At 58.7% G+C, this 18,247-nt stretch carries 20 protein-coding genes; 8 read left to right on the plus strand and 12 right to left on the minus strand.

Going from position 1 to position 18,247, the window contains the following annotated elements:
- Positions 1 to 94 precede the first annotated feature (94 nt).
- Positions 95 to 793: a type 1 glutamine amidotransferase domain-containing protein gene (locus J5276_RS25695; protein ID WP_173998390.1), complete on the plus strand. Its 699-nt coding sequence runs from the start codon at positions 95 to 97 to the stop codon at positions 791 to 793.
- Here J5276_RS25695 and J5276_RS30560 read toward each other — a convergent pair whose 3' ends face one another.
- The 3 genes from J5276_RS30560 to J5276_RS25705 all read right to left on the minus strand — a co-directional run bounded on the left by J5276_RS30560 (position 794) and on the right by J5276_RS25705 (position 3,572).
- Positions 794 to 925, minus strand: coding sequence for a hypothetical protein (locus J5276_RS30560; protein WP_255610409.1), 132 nt, complete (start codon positions 923 to 925; stop codon positions 794 to 796).
- A 221-nt stretch (positions 926 to 1,146) separates the two neighbouring features.
- Positions 1,147 to 2,367 (minus strand): M20 aminoacylase family protein, encoded by a 1,221-nt coding sequence (locus J5276_RS25700; RefSeq protein ID WP_209159886.1) that lies wholly within the window; start codon positions 2,365 to 2,367, stop codon positions 1,147 to 1,149.
- On the minus strand, positions 2,364 to 3,572 hold the full coding sequence (locus J5276_RS25705; RefSeq protein ID WP_173998394.1) for a diaminopropionate ammonia-lyase: 1,209 nt from the start codon (positions 3,570 to 3,572) through the stop codon (positions 2,364 to 2,366). Before J5276_RS25705 ends, J5276_RS25700 begins: the two co-directional genes overlap by 4 nt.
- Positions 3,573 to 3,689: 117 nt before the next feature.
- Here J5276_RS25705 and J5276_RS25710 point away from each other — a divergent pair, with 117 nt between their 5' ends.
- Positions 3,690 to 4,160, plus strand: a complete 471-nt coding sequence (locus J5276_RS25710) for an Lrp/AsnC family transcriptional regulator (protein ID WP_209159887.1) — start codon at positions 3,690 to 3,692, stop codon at positions 4,158 to 4,160.
- On the opposite strand, the gene J5276_RS25715 is transcribed toward J5276_RS25710, so the two are convergent.
- Positions 4,120 to 4,614 carry a MarR family winged helix-turn-helix transcriptional regulator gene (locus J5276_RS25715; protein ID WP_173998399.1) on the minus strand — a complete coding sequence of 165 codons (495 nt, stop codon included), beginning with the start codon at positions 4,612 to 4,614 and terminating at the stop codon, positions 4,120 to 4,122. The two genes, J5276_RS25710 and J5276_RS25715, sit on opposite strands and share 41 nt — an antisense overlap.
- An 80-nt stretch (positions 4,615 to 4,694) precedes the next feature.
- On the opposite strand from J5276_RS25715, the gene J5276_RS25720 reads away from it, so the two are divergent.
- Positions 4,695 to 5,585, plus strand: coding sequence for an SDR family NAD(P)-dependent oxidoreductase (locus J5276_RS25720; RefSeq protein ID WP_173998401.1), 891 nt, complete (start codon positions 4,695 to 4,697; stop codon positions 5,583 to 5,585).
- Positions 5,586 to 5,724: 139 nt separating this feature from the next.
- On the opposite strand, the gene J5276_RS25725 is transcribed toward J5276_RS25720, so the two are convergent.
- From J5276_RS25725 to J5276_RS25750, 6 genes are all read right to left on the minus strand, one after another.
- Complete coding sequence (locus tag J5276_RS25725) at positions 5,725 to 5,877, minus strand: hypothetical protein (RefSeq protein WP_173998403.1); 153 nt, start codon at positions 5,875 to 5,877, stop codon at positions 5,725 to 5,727.
- 45 nt (positions 5,878 to 5,922) lie between these two features.
- Complete coding sequence (locus tag J5276_RS25730; protein ID WP_236776496.1) at positions 5,923 to 6,762, minus strand: NADPH-dependent F420 reductase; 840 nt, start codon at positions 6,760 to 6,762, stop codon at positions 5,923 to 5,925.
- 90 nt (positions 6,763 to 6,852) lie between these two features.
- Entirely contained in the window at positions 6,853 to 7,602 is a 750-nt protein-coding gene (locus tag J5276_RS25735) for an SDR family NAD(P)-dependent oxidoreductase (RefSeq protein ID WP_173998406.1), read from the minus strand.
- A gap of 88 nt (positions 7,603 to 7,690) precedes the next feature.
- Entirely contained in the window at positions 7,691 to 8,437 is a 747-nt protein-coding gene (locus J5276_RS25740; protein WP_173998408.1) for an NADPH-dependent F420 reductase, read from the minus strand.
- A gap of 69 nt (positions 8,438 to 8,506) precedes the next feature.
- Positions 8,507 to 9,247, minus strand: a complete 741-nt coding sequence (locus tag J5276_RS25745; protein ID WP_173998410.1) for an NADPH-dependent F420 reductase — start codon at positions 9,245 to 9,247, stop codon at positions 8,507 to 8,509.
- Between the two features lie 46 nt (positions 9,248 to 9,293).
- Complete coding sequence (locus tag J5276_RS25750) at positions 9,294 to 10,616, minus strand: NtaA/DmoA family FMN-dependent monooxygenase (RefSeq protein ID WP_173998533.1); 1,323 nt, start codon at positions 10,614 to 10,616, stop codon at positions 9,294 to 9,296.
- 128 nt (positions 10,617 to 10,744) lie between these two features.
- On the opposite strand from J5276_RS25750, the gene J5276_RS25755 reads away from it, so the two are divergent.
- Positions 10,745 to 11,323 carry a TetR/AcrR family transcriptional regulator gene (locus J5276_RS25755; RefSeq protein WP_173998412.1) on the plus strand — a complete coding sequence of 193 codons (579 nt, stop codon included), beginning with the start codon at positions 10,745 to 10,747 and terminating at the stop codon, positions 11,321 to 11,323.
- A gap of 232 nt (positions 11,324 to 11,555) precedes the next feature.
- On the opposite strand, the gene J5276_RS25760 is transcribed toward J5276_RS25755, so the two are convergent.
- Both J5276_RS25760 and J5276_RS25765 read right to left on the minus strand, forming a co-directional pair.
- On the minus strand, positions 11,556 to 12,548 hold the full coding sequence (locus J5276_RS25760) for an alpha/beta hydrolase (RefSeq protein WP_209159888.1): 993 nt from the start codon (positions 12,546 to 12,548) through the stop codon (positions 11,556 to 11,558).
- Positions 12,549 to 12,883: 335 nt separating this feature from the next.
- Positions 12,884 to 13,795 carry a LysR substrate-binding domain-containing protein gene (locus J5276_RS25765; RefSeq protein WP_173998415.1) on the minus strand — a complete coding sequence of 304 codons (912 nt, stop codon included), beginning with the start codon at positions 13,793 to 13,795 and terminating at the stop codon, positions 12,884 to 12,886.
- A 123-nt stretch (positions 13,796 to 13,918) separates the two neighbouring features.
- On the opposite strand from J5276_RS25765, the gene J5276_RS25770 reads away from it, so the two are divergent.
- From J5276_RS25770 to J5276_RS25785, 4 genes are read left to right on the plus strand one after another with little or no spacing between them, the layout of a single operon-like run.
- Positions 13,919 to 14,884, plus strand: coding sequence for a tripartite tricarboxylate transporter substrate-binding protein (locus tag J5276_RS25770; protein ID WP_173998417.1), 966 nt, complete (start codon positions 13,919 to 13,921; stop codon positions 14,882 to 14,884).
- 51 nt (positions 14,885 to 14,935) lie between these two features.
- Entirely contained in the window at positions 14,936 to 15,388 is a 453-nt protein-coding gene (locus J5276_RS25775) for a tripartite tricarboxylate transporter TctB family protein (protein ID WP_173998420.1), read from the plus strand.
- A gap of 6 nt (positions 15,389 to 15,394) precedes the next feature.
- Positions 15,395 to 16,900, plus strand: coding sequence for a tripartite tricarboxylate transporter permease (locus tag J5276_RS25780; protein ID WP_209159904.1), 1,506 nt, complete (start codon positions 15,395 to 15,397; stop codon positions 16,898 to 16,900).
- A gap of 18 nt (positions 16,901 to 16,918) precedes the next feature.
- Positions 16,919 to 18,001, plus strand: a complete 1,083-nt coding sequence (locus J5276_RS25785; RefSeq protein ID WP_209159889.1) for a tartrate dehydrogenase — start codon at positions 16,919 to 16,921, stop codon at positions 17,999 to 18,001.
- Positions 18,002 to 18,247: the final 246 nt, after the last annotated feature.

Below are 18,247 nucleotides of genomic sequence, written 5' to 3' on the forward strand. Positions count from 1 at the left end.
ATCTCTCCAGCTGACATGATCACTTCATCGAAAGGCCAGCAGCGCTGATCGAAAATCCAGGCCGGTCCGGCCGCGACCAACAAAGGATAAGACGATGAAAATTCTGATGGTACTGACTTCCCACGATACGCTCGGCGACACCGGCCGCAAGACCGGGTTCTGGCTGGAGGAACTGGCAGCTCCCTATTACGTCTTCAAGGACGCAGGCGCCGAGATCACGCTTGCTTCGCCCAAGGGCGGCCAGCCGCCGCTCGACCCAAAGAGCGACGAACCGATGTTTCAGACCGCGCTGACGGCTCGTTTCAAGGCAGACGCCGACGCCAACGCGCAGCTCGCCCAGACGGTGCGCCTCGACAGCGTCGACCAGAAGAATTTCGACACGGTGTTTTATCCCGGCGGTCACGGCCCGATGTGGGATCTGGCTGAAGACAAGAATTCCATCGCGCTCATCGAATCCTTCATCGCCGCCGGCAAGACCATCGCGTTGGTCTGCCACGCTCCGGGTGTACTGCGCCATGTCAAGAATGCTAATGGCTCGCCGTTTGCTCAGGGACGCTACCTCACAGGTTTCACCAATACCGAAGAAGAAGGCGTTGGGCTGACCAAGGTGGTCCCTTTCCTGGTCGAGGACGTGCTCATCGCCCAAGGAGCCGTGTTCTCCAAGGTGAAGGACTGGGGTGTTCATACGGTCGTGGATGGCCAGCTCATCACCGGCCAGAACCCGGGATCTTCCGGTGAGGCCGCCGAAGCGCTGCTCACCGCCCTGCGCCAGACCCGTGTCCGGGCAGCCTGATCATTCAGCATCGTGGATGGCCGCCAACAGACGGCGGTCGGCCACCCGAAAATCGGATACCGAAATGATCAGCCTCAAACGAACGCTCTCGGTTGCGCATGCCCGCGAGATGATCGAGACATCAAAATCCAAGGCGACCGCCTTGGATTTATCCTAGGGGCACGTAACCGGCGCGAGCATTGTGTATATGCCGACAGATGCTTTATTGCAGGTTCGTGTCGATCCAGACGTCGAGGGATGATGCGCAGCATCTGGGAGGTGGCTGAAAATACTTGTGGTCAACGCCAAGGTACGGTTCTCTTCAAGACTTGAAATGACGGACTGCTGCCACCTCGACGGATGGTGATAGCGGTTTACGTTTCGGCGGCTCCAGGGGTTGTCTCCGCTCCATTAGACATGGCCAAACGACGCCGCGCTATCCCCGCGTGAAACCGCAAGCCGTGAACCAGCCCCTCATCACTGAAATCATAGTTCGGATTGTGAAGCGGCGCAGACTTCTCTCCGTTGCCAAGAAATACGAAGCACCCCGGAACTTTGGTGAGGAACTGGGCGAAGTCTTCCGACGCCGTCATCGGTTTCGAGCTGACCCGAACTTTGGCGGCACCAAAGAGATCTCGCGCTACGTCAATCACTTCATTTGCTAGGGTGACATCGTTGACGAGCGGAATAAATTCCCGCGTATAGTCGACATGCGCCTCGACATTGTAGGTGAGGGCGGTACCTTGCGCGATAATACGCATCTGCTTCTCGATGTCGGCGCTTACCTCATTTCGGAAGCTTCGGGCATCACCAAGGATGCGTGCAGTTCCTGGAAGCGCGTTCCTCGTCCCGTCGGTGATGAGTTCGGTGACCGACACCACTGCGATATCGGCAGGGTCGAGACGGCGTGCGACGATCGTCTGGAGGTTGGTAACAAGTGCGCAGGCGGCAACAAGCACCTCATTGCCTGAATGCGGTCGGGCAGCATGACCGCCGATGCCCCTGAGCGTGATTTCGAAATTGTCCTCGGCCGACATGATGGCATCGGGTTTCGTTTCGAACACGCCCACAGGCAGACCCGGCATGTTGTGGATGCCATAGATCTCATCGAACGGGAACTTTTCGAAGAGGCCATCCGACATCATTGACAGCGCACCTTTTCCCCATTCCTCCGCAGGCTGGAAGATGAAGCGGACGGTACCATCGAAACCGCCTTCCTCGGCCAAAAGCTTCGCAGCACCGAGAAGCATGGCCGTATGACCGTCGTGTCCGCAGGCGTGCATGATCCCCTCGTTTGTGGATTTGTAGTCCGCGCTGCCATTCTCGGTAATCCGCAACGCATCCATATCGGCCCGCAGGGCGACGACACGATTACCGCTTCCCCGCTTCAAAGTGCCGACGACGCCGGTGCCACCAATGTTCTCCGTTACATCATCGAGGCCAAATTCCCTGAGTTTGGAGGCGACGAAGGCGGCAGTGGCGCGCTCCTCGAAACCGAACTCCGGGTGGGCATGGAGGTGCTGGCGCCACGCCGTCATTTCTGCGATCAACTGGCCTATGTCACTCACTGGTGCTGCCTTTGCTTCTCCAGTCATACCTTCGCCTTCGCTGCTCTCGCCAGAACCGATGCGGGTGTCTCGCCAACGAGTTCTTCGTACCTGACAGGATCGGTTGCCCCTTCGGTGTTGATGAGGAGAATACGAGACCGGTCGCCGAGTTTGAGTGTCTGCTTGATACCCTGATCCGCAAGAGCCTTGATCAGTCCAGCCAGTCCAACACCGCCGCTCTCGCCTGCGACGATTGCATGATCCCCACGAGCGGGGCGGGCCAATCTCCTCATGACATCGATCGCATCCTGCTCGTCCACCGTCATGAAGGCGTCAGCGGCGCGCGAAAGAATACGCCAGGCGACCAGCGATGGTTCGTAGCATTCGAGCATCGCCATCACGGTGGACTCCCCATGTGGAACGACAACCGGATGTCCCACCCTTGCGCTCTCGACAATGCAGGCCGCTCTTTTCGGATCGACAACGATGAACATCGGCCGCTTCTCACCCATGGCTATCGAAAGATAGCCAGCCACCGCAGCGGCAATGCCGCCGACGCCAGACTGCACGAAGACATGGGTTGGAGGTTCGGCGAGGTGTCTGAGCGCCTCGCGGACGAGTGCGGTATAGCCTTGCATGACGAGGCCGGGAATGCGCTCATAGCCGGGCCATGACGTGTCAGATACGACGGTCCAGTTCTCTTTGGCAGAAACCCTGGCTGCCTCCCTGACGGAGTCATCGTACGAGCCCTCGACCCGGATCATGTCCGCTCCGAACCGGGCAATGGCCGCGACCCGTTCGTCGCTGACGCCGGCGTGAACGAATATCGCGGCCCGTGCGCCGACGATTTTTGCTCCCTGGGCCACGGATCGCCCGTGGTTGCCATCGGTGGCGCAGGTGACGGTCATGGTGCTCGCGATGGCTCTGACTTCGGGGGAGTGAAGTTCGGTGATGTCGATCTGCCGCGACAGCTGCCTGGAGGCCTCTTCGAGGACAACCCTTATTACGGCATAAGAACCACCCAATGCCTTGAAGCTGCCAAGGCCGAGACGGAAACCCTCATCCTTCACGTTGATGCTCGACACGCCTAGCTCGGCGGCAAGACCTGGGAGCGCGACCAGCGGTGTGGCAGCATTGTCTTCGCGGTATGTCAGATATCGTTCGACCTCCCTGGCGGCGTCTTTGCCGAGCGTTTTGGCGTCAGGAGCATCAAGTGGAGATCTGTATTCCGAAAGTGTGTTTGGCAAAAACATGATTGGCTCCGATATACGTCGCGAAACCATATTGCATTGGACGCGCACTGAGCGCTGAATATCGCGGCTTGATTTGCAAGTTTGTTTCGTTTGCGCACTGCTGGAGACGACTATCTCGTGACCCTTGATGATTTCGACCGCAAAATCCTCGGCATCCTTCAGAAGAATAATCTGACGCCGCAAAGAACGATTGGTGAGGCGGTCAACCTTTCCGCTCCTGCCGTTCAGCGCCGGATCAAGAAAATGACTGAAGCCGGAATTATCACCGCCAATGTTGCCGTCGTTGATCCCGCAGTCTTAGGACATCCGATCACAATCTTCGTGGAAGTGGAGGTGATCAGCGAAACATCCGAGCAGATTGAAAGCGCCAAGCAGGCGTTCGCGGCTACGCCTGAGATCCAGCAATGCTTCTACGTGACTGGCGAGGCGGATTTTTTGCTGGTCGTTATCGTCCCGTCGATGGCGGATTATGAGGCGCTGACCCGTCGGCTGTTTTTCGGCAACAATAACGTCAAGCGTTTCCGGACATTCGTGGCAATGGATCGGATCAAGGTTGGGCTCGAAGTCCCGCTACCTCGGTCCGTTTGACGGCCACGTCGGTCGCTTGTTCGGGTCGATTGAATTTCCGGAGCAATCCTGTGAACTGGATAAGCTCGGCTTCGCTCCATCCATCAGTGCGTGAGTGGAACGCTCCGGCCTTCACCTCGATGGATGCCTCAAGCCTCAATCGTCCTTCCTGCGTCAACCGATAGATCGCCGAACGTCGGTCGTCGGGGTCGGTCACTGATTCTGCCAGCCCCAGGTCGCAGAGTGACTTCAACAGCCTGCTGACCGCACTCTTGTCCATATCGAGCTGTTCCGAAAGCTGTCTGCCTGTTGCAGCATCCCGCGCCGACAGGATCGTGGCAATCTGGTAGGCAGCCGGCTGAAGCTTCGGGTGGAACCGTTCCGCCGATGCGGCGGTTATCGCGCGTGAGGCAGCGAGCAGCGCATTGAGCTCGAGTCCAAGCTCCCTTAGGTGTTCGACGCGCGCCTTTTCCATAATCACCTCAGCATATATGGTGGACATATGTCAACTAAATGCACATAGTGGATATATATCAACCAAGCGCGGTCTTGCAAATGCCTCAGCGTACGAAAGTTCTCATAACAGGTGCCACTGACGGTATCGGTCAGCTCGCAGCAATCGAGCTGGCGCGCCGGGGTGCCGATCTTATCCTGACGGCGAGAAGCCAATCGAAGGCGAACGCCACGCGCGCGCTGATCGAGGCCGCCGCACCAGGCGCAGCCGTCGATGTGTTCTACGCGGACTTCTCCGATCTTCGAACCGTGGTTGCGGTCGGCAGAGCCATCGCCGACCGGCATCCGCGTATCGACGTGCTGATCAACAATGCGGGTCTGCATGCGTTCAAGCAGCGCATCACAAAGGACGGTTTTGCCGAAATGATGGCCGTGAACTATTTTGCGCCATGGCTTCTGTCATCGGTACTGCGAGACACTCTGGTGAGATCGGCTCCTGCTCGTATCGTCACCGTTGCCTCGGAGGCGTCACGTCGGAGCGGCGCACTGAACATCGAGAAGGATCTCCTGGATACCGCACCGTTCACGACCCGTGGATCCTCAAAGATATACGGTCGCACCAAGCTGCTGGATATCATGTTATCGATCGAGCTTGCACGACAGCTCGACGGTACGGGGGTAACAGTCAACTGTCTGGATCCAGGGTTCAACGTAACAAGTCTCGGTCGCGAGCTCGGATTCTCGGGCTCGCTCGCCTGGGTCTTGAACTGGCTGGGGATCGGAAATCCAGCCCGCGGTGCTGGGATCATCGCGCGGCTCGCGACCGATCCTGAATTTGGCGTCAAAACTGGCCTTTACGTCTCCGTTAAAAATGCCGGATCGTTGACGCCCATCGCGCCCGCCAACAGCGAGGAGCAACGTACTCGCCTGTGGATTACGACTGCTCAACTTCTCGGCTCGTTTCTGATGGCCGAAGCTGAAGCCGGCTTGTAGATTCTAGGAAGATTATGCTTCCGAGATCGTGAGCAGTAGGTTCATTCGAATATTGGTGTGTGCTGGTAAGATTAACCGGAAGGCACAGGTCACGAGTTCGGATCTCATAAAGGCAACAAACGCGGGTCTCTTATGCGAGTCATGCAGCCGCGAACGTCCCCGCGACGCCAAGGCCCGCCGAGATCAGAAGTGCCGTAATCACGGACATCCGGAGACTGAAGATCGCCACGGCTGCTAGTATGGTCAACACAAGCGACGGTCGGATGATCGAGGTCATGACTGGCAGATCCATTTCCCCCGAGCATCTCCTCTACCGAGCACGGTTTCAAATCCTATTTCAGATGTCTTGCGACTCGAGCCTGCGATACAATTCCACAACGTCTTTGCTTGTGTACCCGAGGGTGTATTCGCCCTTTCCAAGGGATGTTAGAAACCCCTCGCCAAAGGCCTCAAGATGCTTGAGTGAGAGATCCCTAAGTTTGGGTGATCTACGCTTGACAGCCCTGCTTAGCGCCGCCTTCAACTCTGATGCAGTCAGTTCGGTGCAGTAAGCAGGCGTTCCAGGCTGCTGCCGCCAGGATTCTGCCATGGGACCCGCGTCAATTCCGTCGAAGCCCAGATCGTCGATCAAGCCGACGACCTTCGTTTTAGCGTCCACATCCTCGCCGTAAACCGACATCGCAATGCGGCCAGGCGTGCCCGCCGGCTTTCCCTCATGCGCCTGGGTGTAGGCCAGCTGATTGTTAAACGCCTTGATGATCGGACGCCCCATCTGCTGCTCAACCCACTGGCTTTCCACCATGCCTTCCTCGATGGCAGGGATGGTTCTGTCGCGTCCCGGGAAATAGTTCGAGGTATCGACGAGAATGACGTCGTCGGGTACGGCGTCGAAAAGGCCGTCGGGCAGCGAGGGTATGGCGTGGAGCGGGATCGTGGTGACGATCACCTCGACATCCTGCACAGCGTCCGCTACTGGCACAGCCTGCGCACCGGTCTCGCGAACCAGATTGTCAAGTGCACCAGGATCGAAGTCGTTCGCGATACGGACAGAGTGACCTGCGGCCACCCATTTCTTCGCGAGATTGGCTCCGATCAACCCAGTTCCGATGATGCTGATTTTCATAAATCTTTTCTTTCCTTCGAGAGTGGTGATTCGTAATTCTGCATGTTCCAGCATCCGAGAACGCCCGCACTGGGAGCGAGCGGTCTCGGCGGGGCGTCGCGGTAAACACGAGATGTATAGGCAGGCGTTAGAGTGGCCCGGTGTTCAGACGGCCGTCTGGCCGCCATCGACGGGAACGACTGCACCGGTCATGTAGGAGGATGCGTCCGACGCGAGGAACAGCATGGCCTGTGCGATTTCCTCGGGCTTCCCGACGCGCCCTGCCGGGATGAGGCTTACGGTCTTGTTCACCGACGCCGGGTCCTTGGCCAGATGCTCCAGATAGATCGGTGTCTCGATCCCACCTGGGCAGATCACATTGGCGCGAACGCCCTTGCTCGCATATTCGGCGGCGATGACGCGGGTTGCGGCGATAATAGCGCCCTTCGTCGCTGAATAGACGGCAAGGCCCGGCATTCCAACGAGCGCCGTGGCGGACGAGATATTGACGATGACACCGCCATTCCCCGCGACGAGATGGGGAAGTGCGTATTTCATGGAAAGCAGCAAGCCGCGGATGTTGACCGCAATGACTTTGTCAAAGTCGTCCTCGCGCGCATCTTCCAGCGAACCCTGTGGGCCTGTAATACCTGCGACGTTGCACAGAATGTCCAGTTGCCCGAACTCGGTGATGGCCATGTCGATCATCGCCTGGACATCGCTACTCTTGCTGACGTCGGCCCGGCAAGCCACCGCGCGCTCGCCAAGTCCGGCGGCAAGTTCCACCTCTTTCCCACTGACATCCGCAAGCACTACGCAGGCGCCCTCCCTGTGAAACAGCCTTGCTGCCGCAGCAGCAATACCGGATCCTGCACCCGTGATGAGGGCGACCTTGCCTTCCAGAATTTTGTTCATTCGTCTCGTTCCTTTTCGATCACCTATGAGGGTGCGGCATCGCCGCACTGGCGTTCACCCCGTGGTCCTGCCGCGTTCCCGGGCCCATTCAAACCGCGTACAGCAGCCGCGAGAGCTGGACGATGAAGTCCCGGCCGGGGTTGTGACCGGCTTCGAAGCGCTCGAGGTAAACCTTGGAGGCCAGGTCCGACCGCCTGCGCGATCGGGCGAGATCCGCCGATGCCAGCGCGTCCGGCAGTTCGGCGAGCGTGACCTCGGTGCAATAGGATGGCGAGCCGGTTTGCTGCCGCCACGATTCCGCGATCGGCCCGGCATCATAGCCGTCGAAGCCGGTGTCCTCGACCAGCGCCATCGTCACGTCGCGGTCGCGGGGGCGATCGGCCGCGACCGGGGCCGCGATCCGGTCGGGGTCGCCGGCGGGTCTGCCCTTTTCCGCCAGCGTGACCGAATAGATTGAGTTCCACGCCTTGGCGATCGGACGGCCGAGTTGCGCCGTCACCCATACGCTGTCGGCCATCCCGTTCTCGATCTCAGCGATCCTGTCGTCGCGCGCGGGGATATAGTTCGACGTGTCGATGACAACCGTTTCGGCGGGAAGGTCGGCGACCAGCGGCGCGATCGCGGGGATGCCGATGAAGGGGATAGAGAGGATCAAAACCTCGATGCCGATGATGGCCTCCTCCCTGGTGACCGCCTGGGCGCCTGTGGAGAGAGCATCTGCATCGACCGTGTCGGGTCCGCGCGAGTTGGCGACTTTTACCTCATGGCCGGCTGCGGCCAGCTTTCGAGCAAGAGTTCTGCCGATGTGGCCGGAGCCTAGAATTCCGATTCTCATATCTCTTCCTTCCTTTTGGACACAATCGGGAGGCAGCAGTGCTCGCTGCACCCCGATCCGCGTTGGCGATTACTTTGGAGCAGTGACTTCGCGATTGCGGGTGACGATCTGCTGGTGGCTGAGGGGTGAGGTCTCCGCCATGAAGCTCTTGATGAGCGCGTCACGGTCCTTCGGTGCACGCTCCTTGTCGGCTTTGGAAAGTGCGTCTCTGAGTTCGGGCAACGTCAGTTCGGTGCAGTAGGCCGGCGTGCCCGGCTGCTGACGCCAGGAGTGAGCCAGACCGCCGGCATCCAGCGTGTCGAAACCGGCCTCGTCGACCAGTTGCCGCGCGATCGCCTTTGCCTGCGCGTCGTCGCCCGCGACGGGGATCGCAATCCGGCCTGTCGTGCCCGCCGCAGTGCCGCCATTCGCCAGCGTTTCGGCGAGAAGCGCATTGAACGCCTTGACCACAGGTCGGCCCAGTTGCTCGCTCGACCAAACGCTTTCCGGCTTGCCGCCATCGACCTCCGCGATGTTCCCGTCGCGGAAGGGATAATAGTTGCCGGTGTCGATCACGACCACGTTCGACGGCACGTCCGCGAAGATGCCGGCTACCTTGGGGATCTCCGCGAACGGGATCGAGAGGATGACCGCCTCGACATCCTTGACCGCGTCCTGCGCTGCGACTGGGACAGCACCCACTTCCCCCGCCTTGTCGCGGATGTCGTCAGGACCCTTAGAACCCGCCAGCTTGACGGTATGTCCAGCTGCTGCCAGCTTTCGTGCGATCGTGGCGCCAATGTTTCCTGCGCCGATGATACCGATTTTCATGTGATTTCCTTCCAGTTGTTGTTTGCTCATCGATGGTGGATTGAGGTCATTGAATTACGCGTGGATCGACCCCGTACTGGGCGGGAGCGCCGAGATGATCGCGAAGCGTGGCACCTTCATAGTCCCGGTGAAACAGCCCGCGCTCCTGGAGGATAGGCACGACGCCGTCAACGAAAGCGTCGATTCCGTCCTCGTAGATGTCCGGCGACACCCAGAAGCCATCGACAGCGTCTGCCTCGAACCATTCCTGCATGTGGTCGGCAGCCTCAACTGCGGGGCCGACAATAACAGGGTGATAATCGATCACGCCGTGGGCAAGCACGTCGCGAAGTGTCCAGCCTTCGCGTGCGATTTTAAGCGCGTGCTCTGAGCGCGGATCACCCGGTGATGGGCGAGCTTTGGCCAGTTGGTCCGGCGATAACGGCACGTCGAGCCGGGAAGGATCGAGGCGCAGGCCAAGCATCTGCCCGAGATATGCCGCGCGTTGAGGAAATGTCCTCTCGCTTAACGCGATCCGGCGATCGAGCCCTTCCCGTCGATCGCTGGCGATCGTCGTCATAAGGCCGGCAAAAAATTTGATCTCGTCCGGGCTGCGCCCAGCACGTTCAGCCGCGTCACGAAACGCTGTGCGCTGCCGACGTGCGTCTTCGATTGTGAATGTGGCACCAATGACGCCGTTGGCATAACGACCGGCGAGTTCAAGGGCGTTTGGACTGCCGCCAGCGTGGAAGATGACCGGTTGTCCCTGTTCGGACGGGGGGATGTACAAGGGCCCACGCGAGGCGACGAACGAGCCGCCCATTTTGATGGGAGCAATCTGTTCGGCGTTTGCGAAACGTCCAGCTGCCTGATCGTGTAACCAGGCATCCTGACCCCAGCTGCCCCAGAGTGCCTGGACGAGCTGCACTGTCTCATGCGCCCTTCCGTACCGGTCTTTGCTGGACGGCAGGCGACGGCCGTAATTCGCTGCGACATCTTCTCCACTTGACGTGACGGCGTTCCAACCCGTCCGTCCATGGCTCAAGACGTCCAGCGCCTTGAACTGGCGGGCGAGGTTGAAGGGTTCGTTAAACGTGGTCGATCCCGTTGCGACAAGGGCGATCCGGTCGGTCGCGCACGCGACAGCCGCCAGGGTGACAATGACGTCGAGATTGAAATTGGGTGGCTCGTTCTCGATGTCGCCGACATGTGTCGGACCATCCGGCAGGAAGAGGAACTGAAGCTTTCCGCGTTCGGCCGCCTGGGCGTGTCGTACCTTCGCATCGAAACTGGTGTAACTCCTGGGATCGACCGTCGTGGCACGCCAGGCTCCCGGCAGGTTCCCGTATCCGTTGCCCAGATGCATGCCAATTATCATCTGTTTGCTCATCGTATTCTCTTTTCCCTGACGGAAACCATCTGTTAAAGCGGCCCGACAGAACATATATGTGGAGAGTGTCTCCGATATTATCTGCATATACGGAGAGGCTCTCCGATGTTCAAGGGTCGAAAGTCAGAATGCAAGATTTGCCAAAACCGCCGCGGCGCGGGAGAGACGTACAGCAGAACAGAGCGCATATTCTCAATGTGGCGCGACAGGCCTTCGGTAGCGATGGTGTTGATGTTTCCATGGATGCTGTGGCGAAGCTGGCAGGGGTGGGACCGGGCACGCTCTATCGCCATTTCCCGAACAAGGACGCTTTACTGGCCGCGCTGCTCGTCGATCACTATGAGGCACTGGACATTCGTCGCGTCGAGATCGAAGAACAGGAGTCGAATCCAGCGCGCGTACTGGAGCGCTGGATTGATGCGTTGGGAGACTGGATGGTGGCTTATGAAGGCTTGGCCGAGCCGCTCCGGGCTGCTTGCAGCAAAGACTCGCCCCTTACCCCGACTTGCGACACGGTCATTGCGACGACCGAACGAATACTGAATGCTGCACAGCAAGAGGGATCAGCACGAAGAACAGTGACCGGCAGGGACGTCTTTCTGGGCGCATTGGCAATTGCCTGGGCAAGCGGGTCTATGGTCGCGAAGGAGGATACACGACACGTGCTCCGCGATGTCCTGCGAGATGGCTGGCTACAACCAAAGTAGCAACTGGCAGTTTGGGGCAACTTTCTATTCGCGTTGGCCGAAGCGGCCGTTGAGAACCTGACATGACGCTTCAAGCGCTGCGTCACGGGGTCGACATGACGCCGGTGCTCCATGTCGGCTTAAAATGTCGGATGATTGCTCGAGTCGCGCATGCGCCGTAAATGCTGGATCAACGGCTGATCAAAGGCTGTCCATGCGCGACCGCAAACTTAAGGCCGCTGTGGCGAGGCCTCTAAAGATTGCCAGCGTTGGAAGCCGGTTCGCTTTTATTACTCTTGATCGGACCACCCAATGTAGCCGTGAACCAGTCGACCACCCGATCGATGATCGGCGGCTGATACCAGGTGAGATCGCCATGACCGGCACCCTCTACGAGAACGTATTCGACCTTGTCGCCCTTGCTCTTCAATGCTTCGTAGAGCTGCACGCTTTGACGAGGCGACACGAGCGTATCGGCGCTTCCATGCATGATGAGGAACGGTGGCTTGTTGCCGGCAACATGACCCATGGGGCTTGCTTGCAACGCCTTTTCGGGATTGCTACCGATCGATGCGCCGGGAAAATCCGCAAAAGCCGTGCCATTCACTAGCAGCGCTTCAGTCACAGCAGGAGACGTATGCACCTTGGCGATCGCTTCCGGAAACCCGTCGCCGATTTCAAGCAGATTGGAGATGCCGTACATTGTCACAGCTGCCTGAACGTCGGAGGATTTATCGAGAAACTGACCCTTGTCGAAGCCCTTTTCGCCGCTCGTCATGCCCATCATCTGCGATACGTATCCGCCGGCGGAATCGCCGAGCACACCGATGCGGGTCGGGTCGATGCCATATTCGTCGGCATGTTCACGGAGGTAGCGGATCGCCGCCTTGCCGTCCTCGACAAGCGCCGGATATTTGTTCGGGACCGTCCGGTACTGCGCGGCTGCGACCACGAAACCCGCCTGAGCGAGCGCCATGCGAAGATCAATGAACTTTTCATGATCAGCTGAGATGAAACCGCCGCCCGGGAAATAGACGATTGCCGGTTTCAGATCTTTTGTTCGCGGCACAAGCAAGGACATTTCAAGCTGAGTAACGGCACGAACCTGCTTGATCTGCGTAAACACTACACCACTGATTTGATCGATCTGGCCTTGTGTTTTCTCGACGCGAACGACCTGCGCACCCTCTGCGTAGCCGGGAAGCGACGTTTTATCATCGGCCTGGGCAAGGCTGGTCGTCAGCATCGATACTCCTAACATTAATGTGCCGATGAGTAGGGGGGCATGCCTCATGGTCAATTCTCCTTGAATAAGTGCTGGATTCCTCAAAGTTCAAAACACAGGAAGGAACAATGCGCTTGATCCTGCGGCGCGAGGGCCGCTTTTTGCGGCTCTTGCTGTTTGGGATACACGGAACCCGACTCTAATCGTTCCTCCCCTAACTGAATTTCGGTAAAGCGTAAAATTAACGATGTGTAATTTGACCGCGACGGAATCTTCGAAAGGGCTTCGAGTTTCCAGATCGTCGTACTCTCCCAAAGACTTGCGGATCGTCCCAACTTCGAGCGAAGCGTCCTTCATCAAACTGGCTTTCGTTTCGACGCGCTTTCGACCGTTGTCCAGAATTTCTCGGCCAATTCAGTCATCCGGTTCCTGGGTCGGATCAGCACGATCTTGACCGGGACCACCCACGTCTCGTCACCCGCGATCGCAAGCTTTCCTTGTGGCTCCAACTCGGAATTGGCAAGGCTGCGTGGTATCCAGGCGACGCCTTTGCCCTCGAGTGCCAGCGCTTTCAAAACCATGGCCAAATGAGATGTGAACACGCGAACGAGATGCAATTCGGTGTGTGGCAGGTTGGCGGCAAGTATCCGACCCATGCCTGACTTCTCGTCGAATGACACGTGAGGAACGGGAGCCTCAGACGTGCCGGGTAATCTATGGATCGGCAAGCCATCCTCACCTTTGCTCGCGACTGGAAGAAGAACGTCCGTGGCGAGTTCCACGTGCCTGAAATCCGATTCATGCAAGCGGATTTCGCTGTTTGGATGGAAATGGCAGAGCAGAAACTGCGCTCGGCCTTCCGCCATCATCCTTTCACACTCGTTCATATTATCCGAAAGGAGCCGGATCGGGACAATCGCCACCGAAGACCCCAGACTCTGAACCCAACCTGGAAAAAAGGTGAACGACAAGGCGTGCGTGGCCGCAAAGGTGAGGGTCGCAGTGGCTGACCGTTCCTGGCTCAAGTCCTGGACTGCCCTCTCTATCCTTTGAAGAATATCATTTGCGGCATCCAGCATGATTTCACCGGCAGGCGTAATCCTGATGCGGTGCGTCGATCGGTCGACCAGAACGGACCCGCTCCAGTCCTCAAAGGCCTTTATCCGTCGACCGAAAGCGGGCTGGGTAATGTTGCGCATCTCCGCAGCCCTCGAAAAATTGAGAGTGTCGGCGAGTGCTCGCAGATCTAAAAGCCAGGCAGTATCCATCTCATCCTCATCACTTACGGCATCATTTGAAGCCGAAACGGCATTGGACCGTCAATCGCTTGTTCGCGAATGTCGCCTTGAGGACAGCCGTTGTTGGAGACGACGGCAAATGGGAGGAAGACAATGAAGTTACTTTCGATCATAGCTGTATTTACACTATCCGTCACCCCGGTTTTTGCTGCAGACTACCCCGAACGCAATATATTCATGGTGGTCCCATACGCAGCGGGCGGACCGACCGATACCATCGCCCGGCTTACCGCAGACGCGATGTCAAAGTCGCTCGGCAAGCAGATCGTCGTCGAGAATGTTGCGGGCGCGGGTGGAACGATTGGCGCCCGGCGTGTGGCAGACGCGGATCCAGACGGTTATACGATCCTCGTCCACCACATCGGGATGGCCACGGCTCCCGCACTTTATCGGCAGTTGCCCTATAAACCCACGGAAGCCTTTGAGCCGATTGGCCTCGTCAGCGACGCTGCGATGACGGTGATCGCGCGCAACGAGTTCCCGGCTTCGACGTTTCAGGAACTCGTCGCCTACATCAAGCAGAACGGTAACAAGGTAACCTATGCCCATGCCGGAATTGGAGCCGCGTCCCACCTGTGCGGCACGTTGTTCATGTCAACCATCGGTACGCAAATGACGACCGTTCCCTACAAGGGAAATGGCCCGATCATGACCGACCTGCTGGGCGGCCAGATCGATATGACCTGTGACCAGGCGACGAACACTGTTGGTCCGATCACGCAAAAACAGGTGAAGGCATACGCAATCACCAGTGAGGCGCGTGCTGAAACGCTGCCCGATGTGCCAACGACCACAGAGGCCGGGTTGCCCGAATTCAAAGTCGGCGTCTGGCATGGCGTATACGCCCCCAAGGGCACTCCGAAAAACGTCCTGGACAAGCTGACGACGGCACTCCAGGCCGCAATGGAAGACGCTACCTTGAAAGAACGCTTCGCGCAGATCGCCACTATGCCTGCAACCAAAGAGCAGGCGACCCAAGCCGCGCTCCGTACCAAGCTCGATAGCGAAATCAAGCGATGGGATCCCATCATCAAAGCTGCCGGACAGTTCGCAGATTAACGATGATGGTTCGGCTGCGGAGTAAAGCCCGCAGTCGAACGGAGGGCTTCTATGGATATCAAGAATATTGTCGCCTCCGGCACGCTGCTGGCTGTCGGGATCGGGTTCGGCATTTCATCCATATTTACAATGGATGTCGGATCCGCGCTCAGAATGGGCCCCGGCTATTTCCCTCTGATCCTGTCGATCGTCATTACCGTGATCGGCGTCGTTATCGGAATCAAGGCTCTGAGGGACACTGAAGCCTTTCACCCGCAGATCGCACCCTTGCGGGCTCTCATCGCCATTATCGTTGCGCCTATCCTGTTCGGCCTGACTGTTAGAGGACTGGGGTTTGTGCCGGCAGTGGCGCTCACTTCATTGTCTGCGGCAACCGCGGCGACCGGGCAGAGACGGCTCGTCGTTCTCGCCATCACGCTCGGCATCACCGTCTTCTGTCTGGCTGTGTTCTATTATGGCCTCGGGCTTCCCGTCCGTCTTATCGGCCCTTGGTTGGGAGCTTAAGCTATGATGGACCTTATCGGAAATCTAGGGATGGGCCTAAGCGCGGCTCTGACGCCCTACAATATTCTCTTCTGTTTCGTTGGCACACTGCTCGGAACGCTGGTCGGCGTTCTCCCGGGCATCGGCCCGACGGCGACGATTGCCATGCTGCTGCCGATCACCTTGTCTCTTTCGCCCGAGACATCCCTGATCATGCTTGCGGGCATCTACTACGGCGCGCAGTATGGCGGCTCGACGACCGCGATCCTGATCAATCTGCCGGGCGAATCCTCGTCGGCCGTGACAGCTCTAGATGGATACCAGATGGCCCGGCAGGGCAGGGCAGGGCCGGCGCTTGCAGCTGCGGCTCTCAGTTCCTTCTTTGCCGGCACCATCGCGACCGTCATCGTGGCCGCTCTTGCGCCGCCCTTGACAATGATCGCGCTGAAGTTCGGGTCGCCGGAGTATTTCGGTCTGATGGTGCTCGGGCTCGCTGCCTCCATCGTTCTGGCGCGCGGATCGGTGCTGAAGACGATCGCAATGGTCTCAATGGGCCTCGTTTTTGGGCTTGTCGGAACGGACATTAATACGGGGGCGATGCGTTTCACGCTTGGCCGACCGGAACTGGCGGACGGTCTGAACTTCGTCGCCGTCGCCGTTGGCCTCTTCGGCATTGCCGAAATCCTGCGCAATCTCGAAACGACGATCGAGCGAACCGCCGTCGTCAGCCGCGTTGCAGGCCTCTGGCCGAGCCGTGCAGATTTCAAGGCGATGATCGGGCCGGCATGCCGCGGCACGCTGTTGGGATCTGCGCTTGGCGTTCTTCCGGGAGGCGGTGCCATCCTGGCGTCCTTCGCATCCTATGCTCTGGAGAAGAAAATCTCCAAGACGCCGGAGCGCTTCGGCAATGGCGCGATCGAGGGTGTGGCGGGACCAGAGGCCGCCAACAACGCCGGGGCGCAGACGTCGTTCATACCGATGCTGACCCTCGGCGTGCCTGCCAATCCCGTCATGGCGCTGATGATCGGCGCCATGATCATCCAGGGTATCGTGCCCGGCCCGCAGGTCGCGACTGAGCAACCCGTCCTGTTCTGGGGCCTCATCGCCTCGATGTGGATCGGCAACCTGCTTCTCGTAATCCTCAACCTGCCGTTGATCGGTCTGTGGGTGAAGCTCCTGACGGTTCCCTACACGGTGCTTTTTCCGGCGATCCTCGCCTTCGCCTCGATCGGCGTTTACAGCGTGAACTCCAACACGTTCGATCTCTACGTGATGGCGGCGTTCGGCGTGTTCGGCTACGCTTTGTCGAAACTGGATTTCGAGCCTGCGCCCATGCTGCTGGGCTTCGTGCTCGGGCCCCTGCTGGAAGAGCATTTGCGACGGGCGATGACGATTTCTCACGGCGACATCTCCGTCTTCGTCACCCGGCCAATCAGCGCAGGTCTCCTGACGGTTGCACTCATCGTGCTGGTCGTCGCCTTTCTCCCCAACATCGCGAGACGTCGCAATCAGGTCTTCGTCGAGGAAGACTGATCGAACAGGAGCATAGCCTTGGAAAACAGAACCAACCGCGTACACAAGATTGCCTCCATCGCCGGTGACGGAATCGGCAAGGAGGTCGTTCCCGAAGGCATCAGGGTTCTCGAAGCGGCATCGAAGAAATTCGGCTTCGAACTCCGGATAGACACCTTCGACTTCGCCTCCTGCGATTACTACATGAAGCACGGCCAAATGATGCCGGAGGACTGGAAGGCGCAGATCGGCGGTTATGACGCCATTTTCTTCGGGGCGGTCGGCTGGCCGGAGGTCGTCCCAGATCATATCTCGCTCTGGGGCTCGCTCATCCAGTTCCGGCGGGAATTCGACCAGTATGTCAGTCTGAGGCCTGTGCGGCTGATGCCCGGCGTGACCTCACCGCTCGCCGGCAGAGGACCCGGCGATATCGACTTCTACGTCGTGCGCGAGAACACTGAGGGCGAATATTCTTCGGTCGGCGGGCGCATCTTTCCGGGCACGGAGCGGGAAACGGTTCTCCAGGAAACGGTAATGACGAGGATCGGCGTCGATCGGATCCTGAAGTTCGCCTTCGATCTCGCCCAGACCCGGCCGCGGAAACGGCTCACCTCCGCGACCAAGTCGAACGGCATCTCCATCTCGATGCCCTATTGGGATGAGCGGGTGGAAGAGATGGCGAAGTCCTATCCGGATATCGCCTGGGACAAATATCATATCGATATTCTCTGCGCCCATTTCGTGCTGAACCCGGACCGCTTCGACGTCGTTGTCGCGTCGAACTTGTTTGGTGACATCCTCTCGGACCTGGGGCCGGCTTGCACCGGCACGATCGGCATCGCGCCTTCGGGAAATATCAACCCGGAGCGGAAATTCCCCTCCTTGTTCGAGCCCGTCCACGGATCGGCCCCTGACATTGCCGGGGTCGGGATTGCGAACCCGATCGGCCAGATATGGTCGGCAGCGATGATGCTTGAACATCTGGGAGAGCACGAAGCCAGCGCCGCGGTCATGGCGGGGATCGAGACCGTTCTGGCAGACGAGCGGCTTCGGACGCGCGATCTCGGCGGAGACGCGGATACCGTAACGTGCGGAAAGGCCGTTGCGGACACTCTCGGGTAATATGCATTGCTGTAGCACTGAATGTGCCAGCAACAGAGCCATGAAGCTGAATTTGCATTGGAATATGCGATCCCGTGAAGGTGAACAGAGCCATTAACCTCGAGTAATCTGAAGTTCTCAGCAAAGTCTTCGGCCGCCTTGTTGCAAATGGCAATGCCGAAATGGCATCAATATAAATCGTCAGAGCATTGGAATTTGCAGCCGCGGCTGGCTACCAAGGAGGCAACAGTCCGGTCGTCTGATCGC

Origin of the sequence: Agrobacterium sp. S7/73, from assembly GCF_019355535.1 — a bacterium.
In the GTDB taxonomy this organism is placed as follows: Bacteria; Pseudomonadota; Alphaproteobacteria; order Rhizobiales; family Rhizobiaceae; genus Agrobacterium; species Agrobacterium tumefaciens.

Coding starts and splice junctions, on each gene's coding strand:
- J5276_RS25695 (WP_173998390.1), top strand. CDS start 95: ATGAAAATTCTGATGGTACTGACTTCCCACGATACGCTCGGCGACACC.
- J5276_RS25700 (WP_209159886.1), bottom strand. CDS start 2,367: ATGACTGGAGAAGCAAAGGCAGCACCAGTGAGTGACATAGGCCAGTTG.
- J5276_RS25705 (WP_173998394.1), bottom strand. CDS start 3,572: ATGTTTTTGCCAAACACACTTTCGGAATACAGATCTCCACTTGATGCT.
- J5276_RS25715 (WP_173998399.1), bottom strand. CDS start 4,614: ATGGAAAAGGCGCGCGTCGAACACCTAAGGGAGCTTGGACTCGAGCTC.
- J5276_RS25720 (WP_173998401.1), top strand. CDS start 4,695: ATGCCTCAGCGTACGAAAGTTCTCATAACAGGTGCCACTGACGGTATC.
- J5276_RS25725 (WP_173998403.1), bottom strand. CDS start 5,877: ATGGATCTGCCAGTCATGACCTCGATCATCCGACCGTCGCTTGTGTTG.
- J5276_RS25730 (WP_236776496.1), bottom strand. CDS start 6,762: ATGCTGGAACATGCAGAATTACGAATCACCACTCTCGAAGGAAAGAAA.
- J5276_RS25735 (WP_173998406.1), bottom strand. CDS start 7,602: ATGAACAAAATTCTGGAAGGCAAGGTCGCCCTCATCACGGGTGCAGGA.
- J5276_RS25740 (WP_173998408.1), bottom strand. CDS start 8,437: ATGAGAATCGGAATTCTAGGCTCCGGCCACATCGGCAGAACTCTTGCT.
- J5276_RS25745 (WP_173998410.1), bottom strand. CDS start 9,247: ATGAAAATCGGTATCATCGGCGCAGGAAACATTGGCGCCACGATCGCA.
- J5276_RS25750 (WP_173998533.1), bottom strand. CDS start 10,616: ATGAGCAAACAGATGATAATTGGCATGCATCTGGGCAACGGATACGGG.
- J5276_RS25755 (WP_173998412.1), top strand. CDS start 10,745: ATGCAAGATTTGCCAAAACCGCCGCGGCGCGGGAGAGACGTACAGCAG.
- J5276_RS25760 (WP_209159888.1), bottom strand. CDS start 12,548: ATGCTGACGACCAGCCTTGCCCAGGCCGATGATAAAACGTCGCTTCCC.
- J5276_RS25765 (WP_173998415.1), bottom strand. CDS start 13,795: ATGGATACTGCCTGGCTTTTAGATCTGCGAGCACTCGCCGACACTCTC.
- J5276_RS25770 (WP_173998417.1), top strand. CDS start 13,919: ATGAAGTTACTTTCGATCATAGCTGTATTTACACTATCCGTCACCCCG.
- J5276_RS25775 (WP_173998420.1), top strand. CDS start 14,936: ATGGATATCAAGAATATTGTCGCCTCCGGCACGCTGCTGGCTGTCGGG.
- J5276_RS25780 (WP_209159904.1), top strand. CDS start 15,395: ATGGACCTTATCGGAAATCTAGGGATGGGCCTAAGCGCGGCTCTGACG.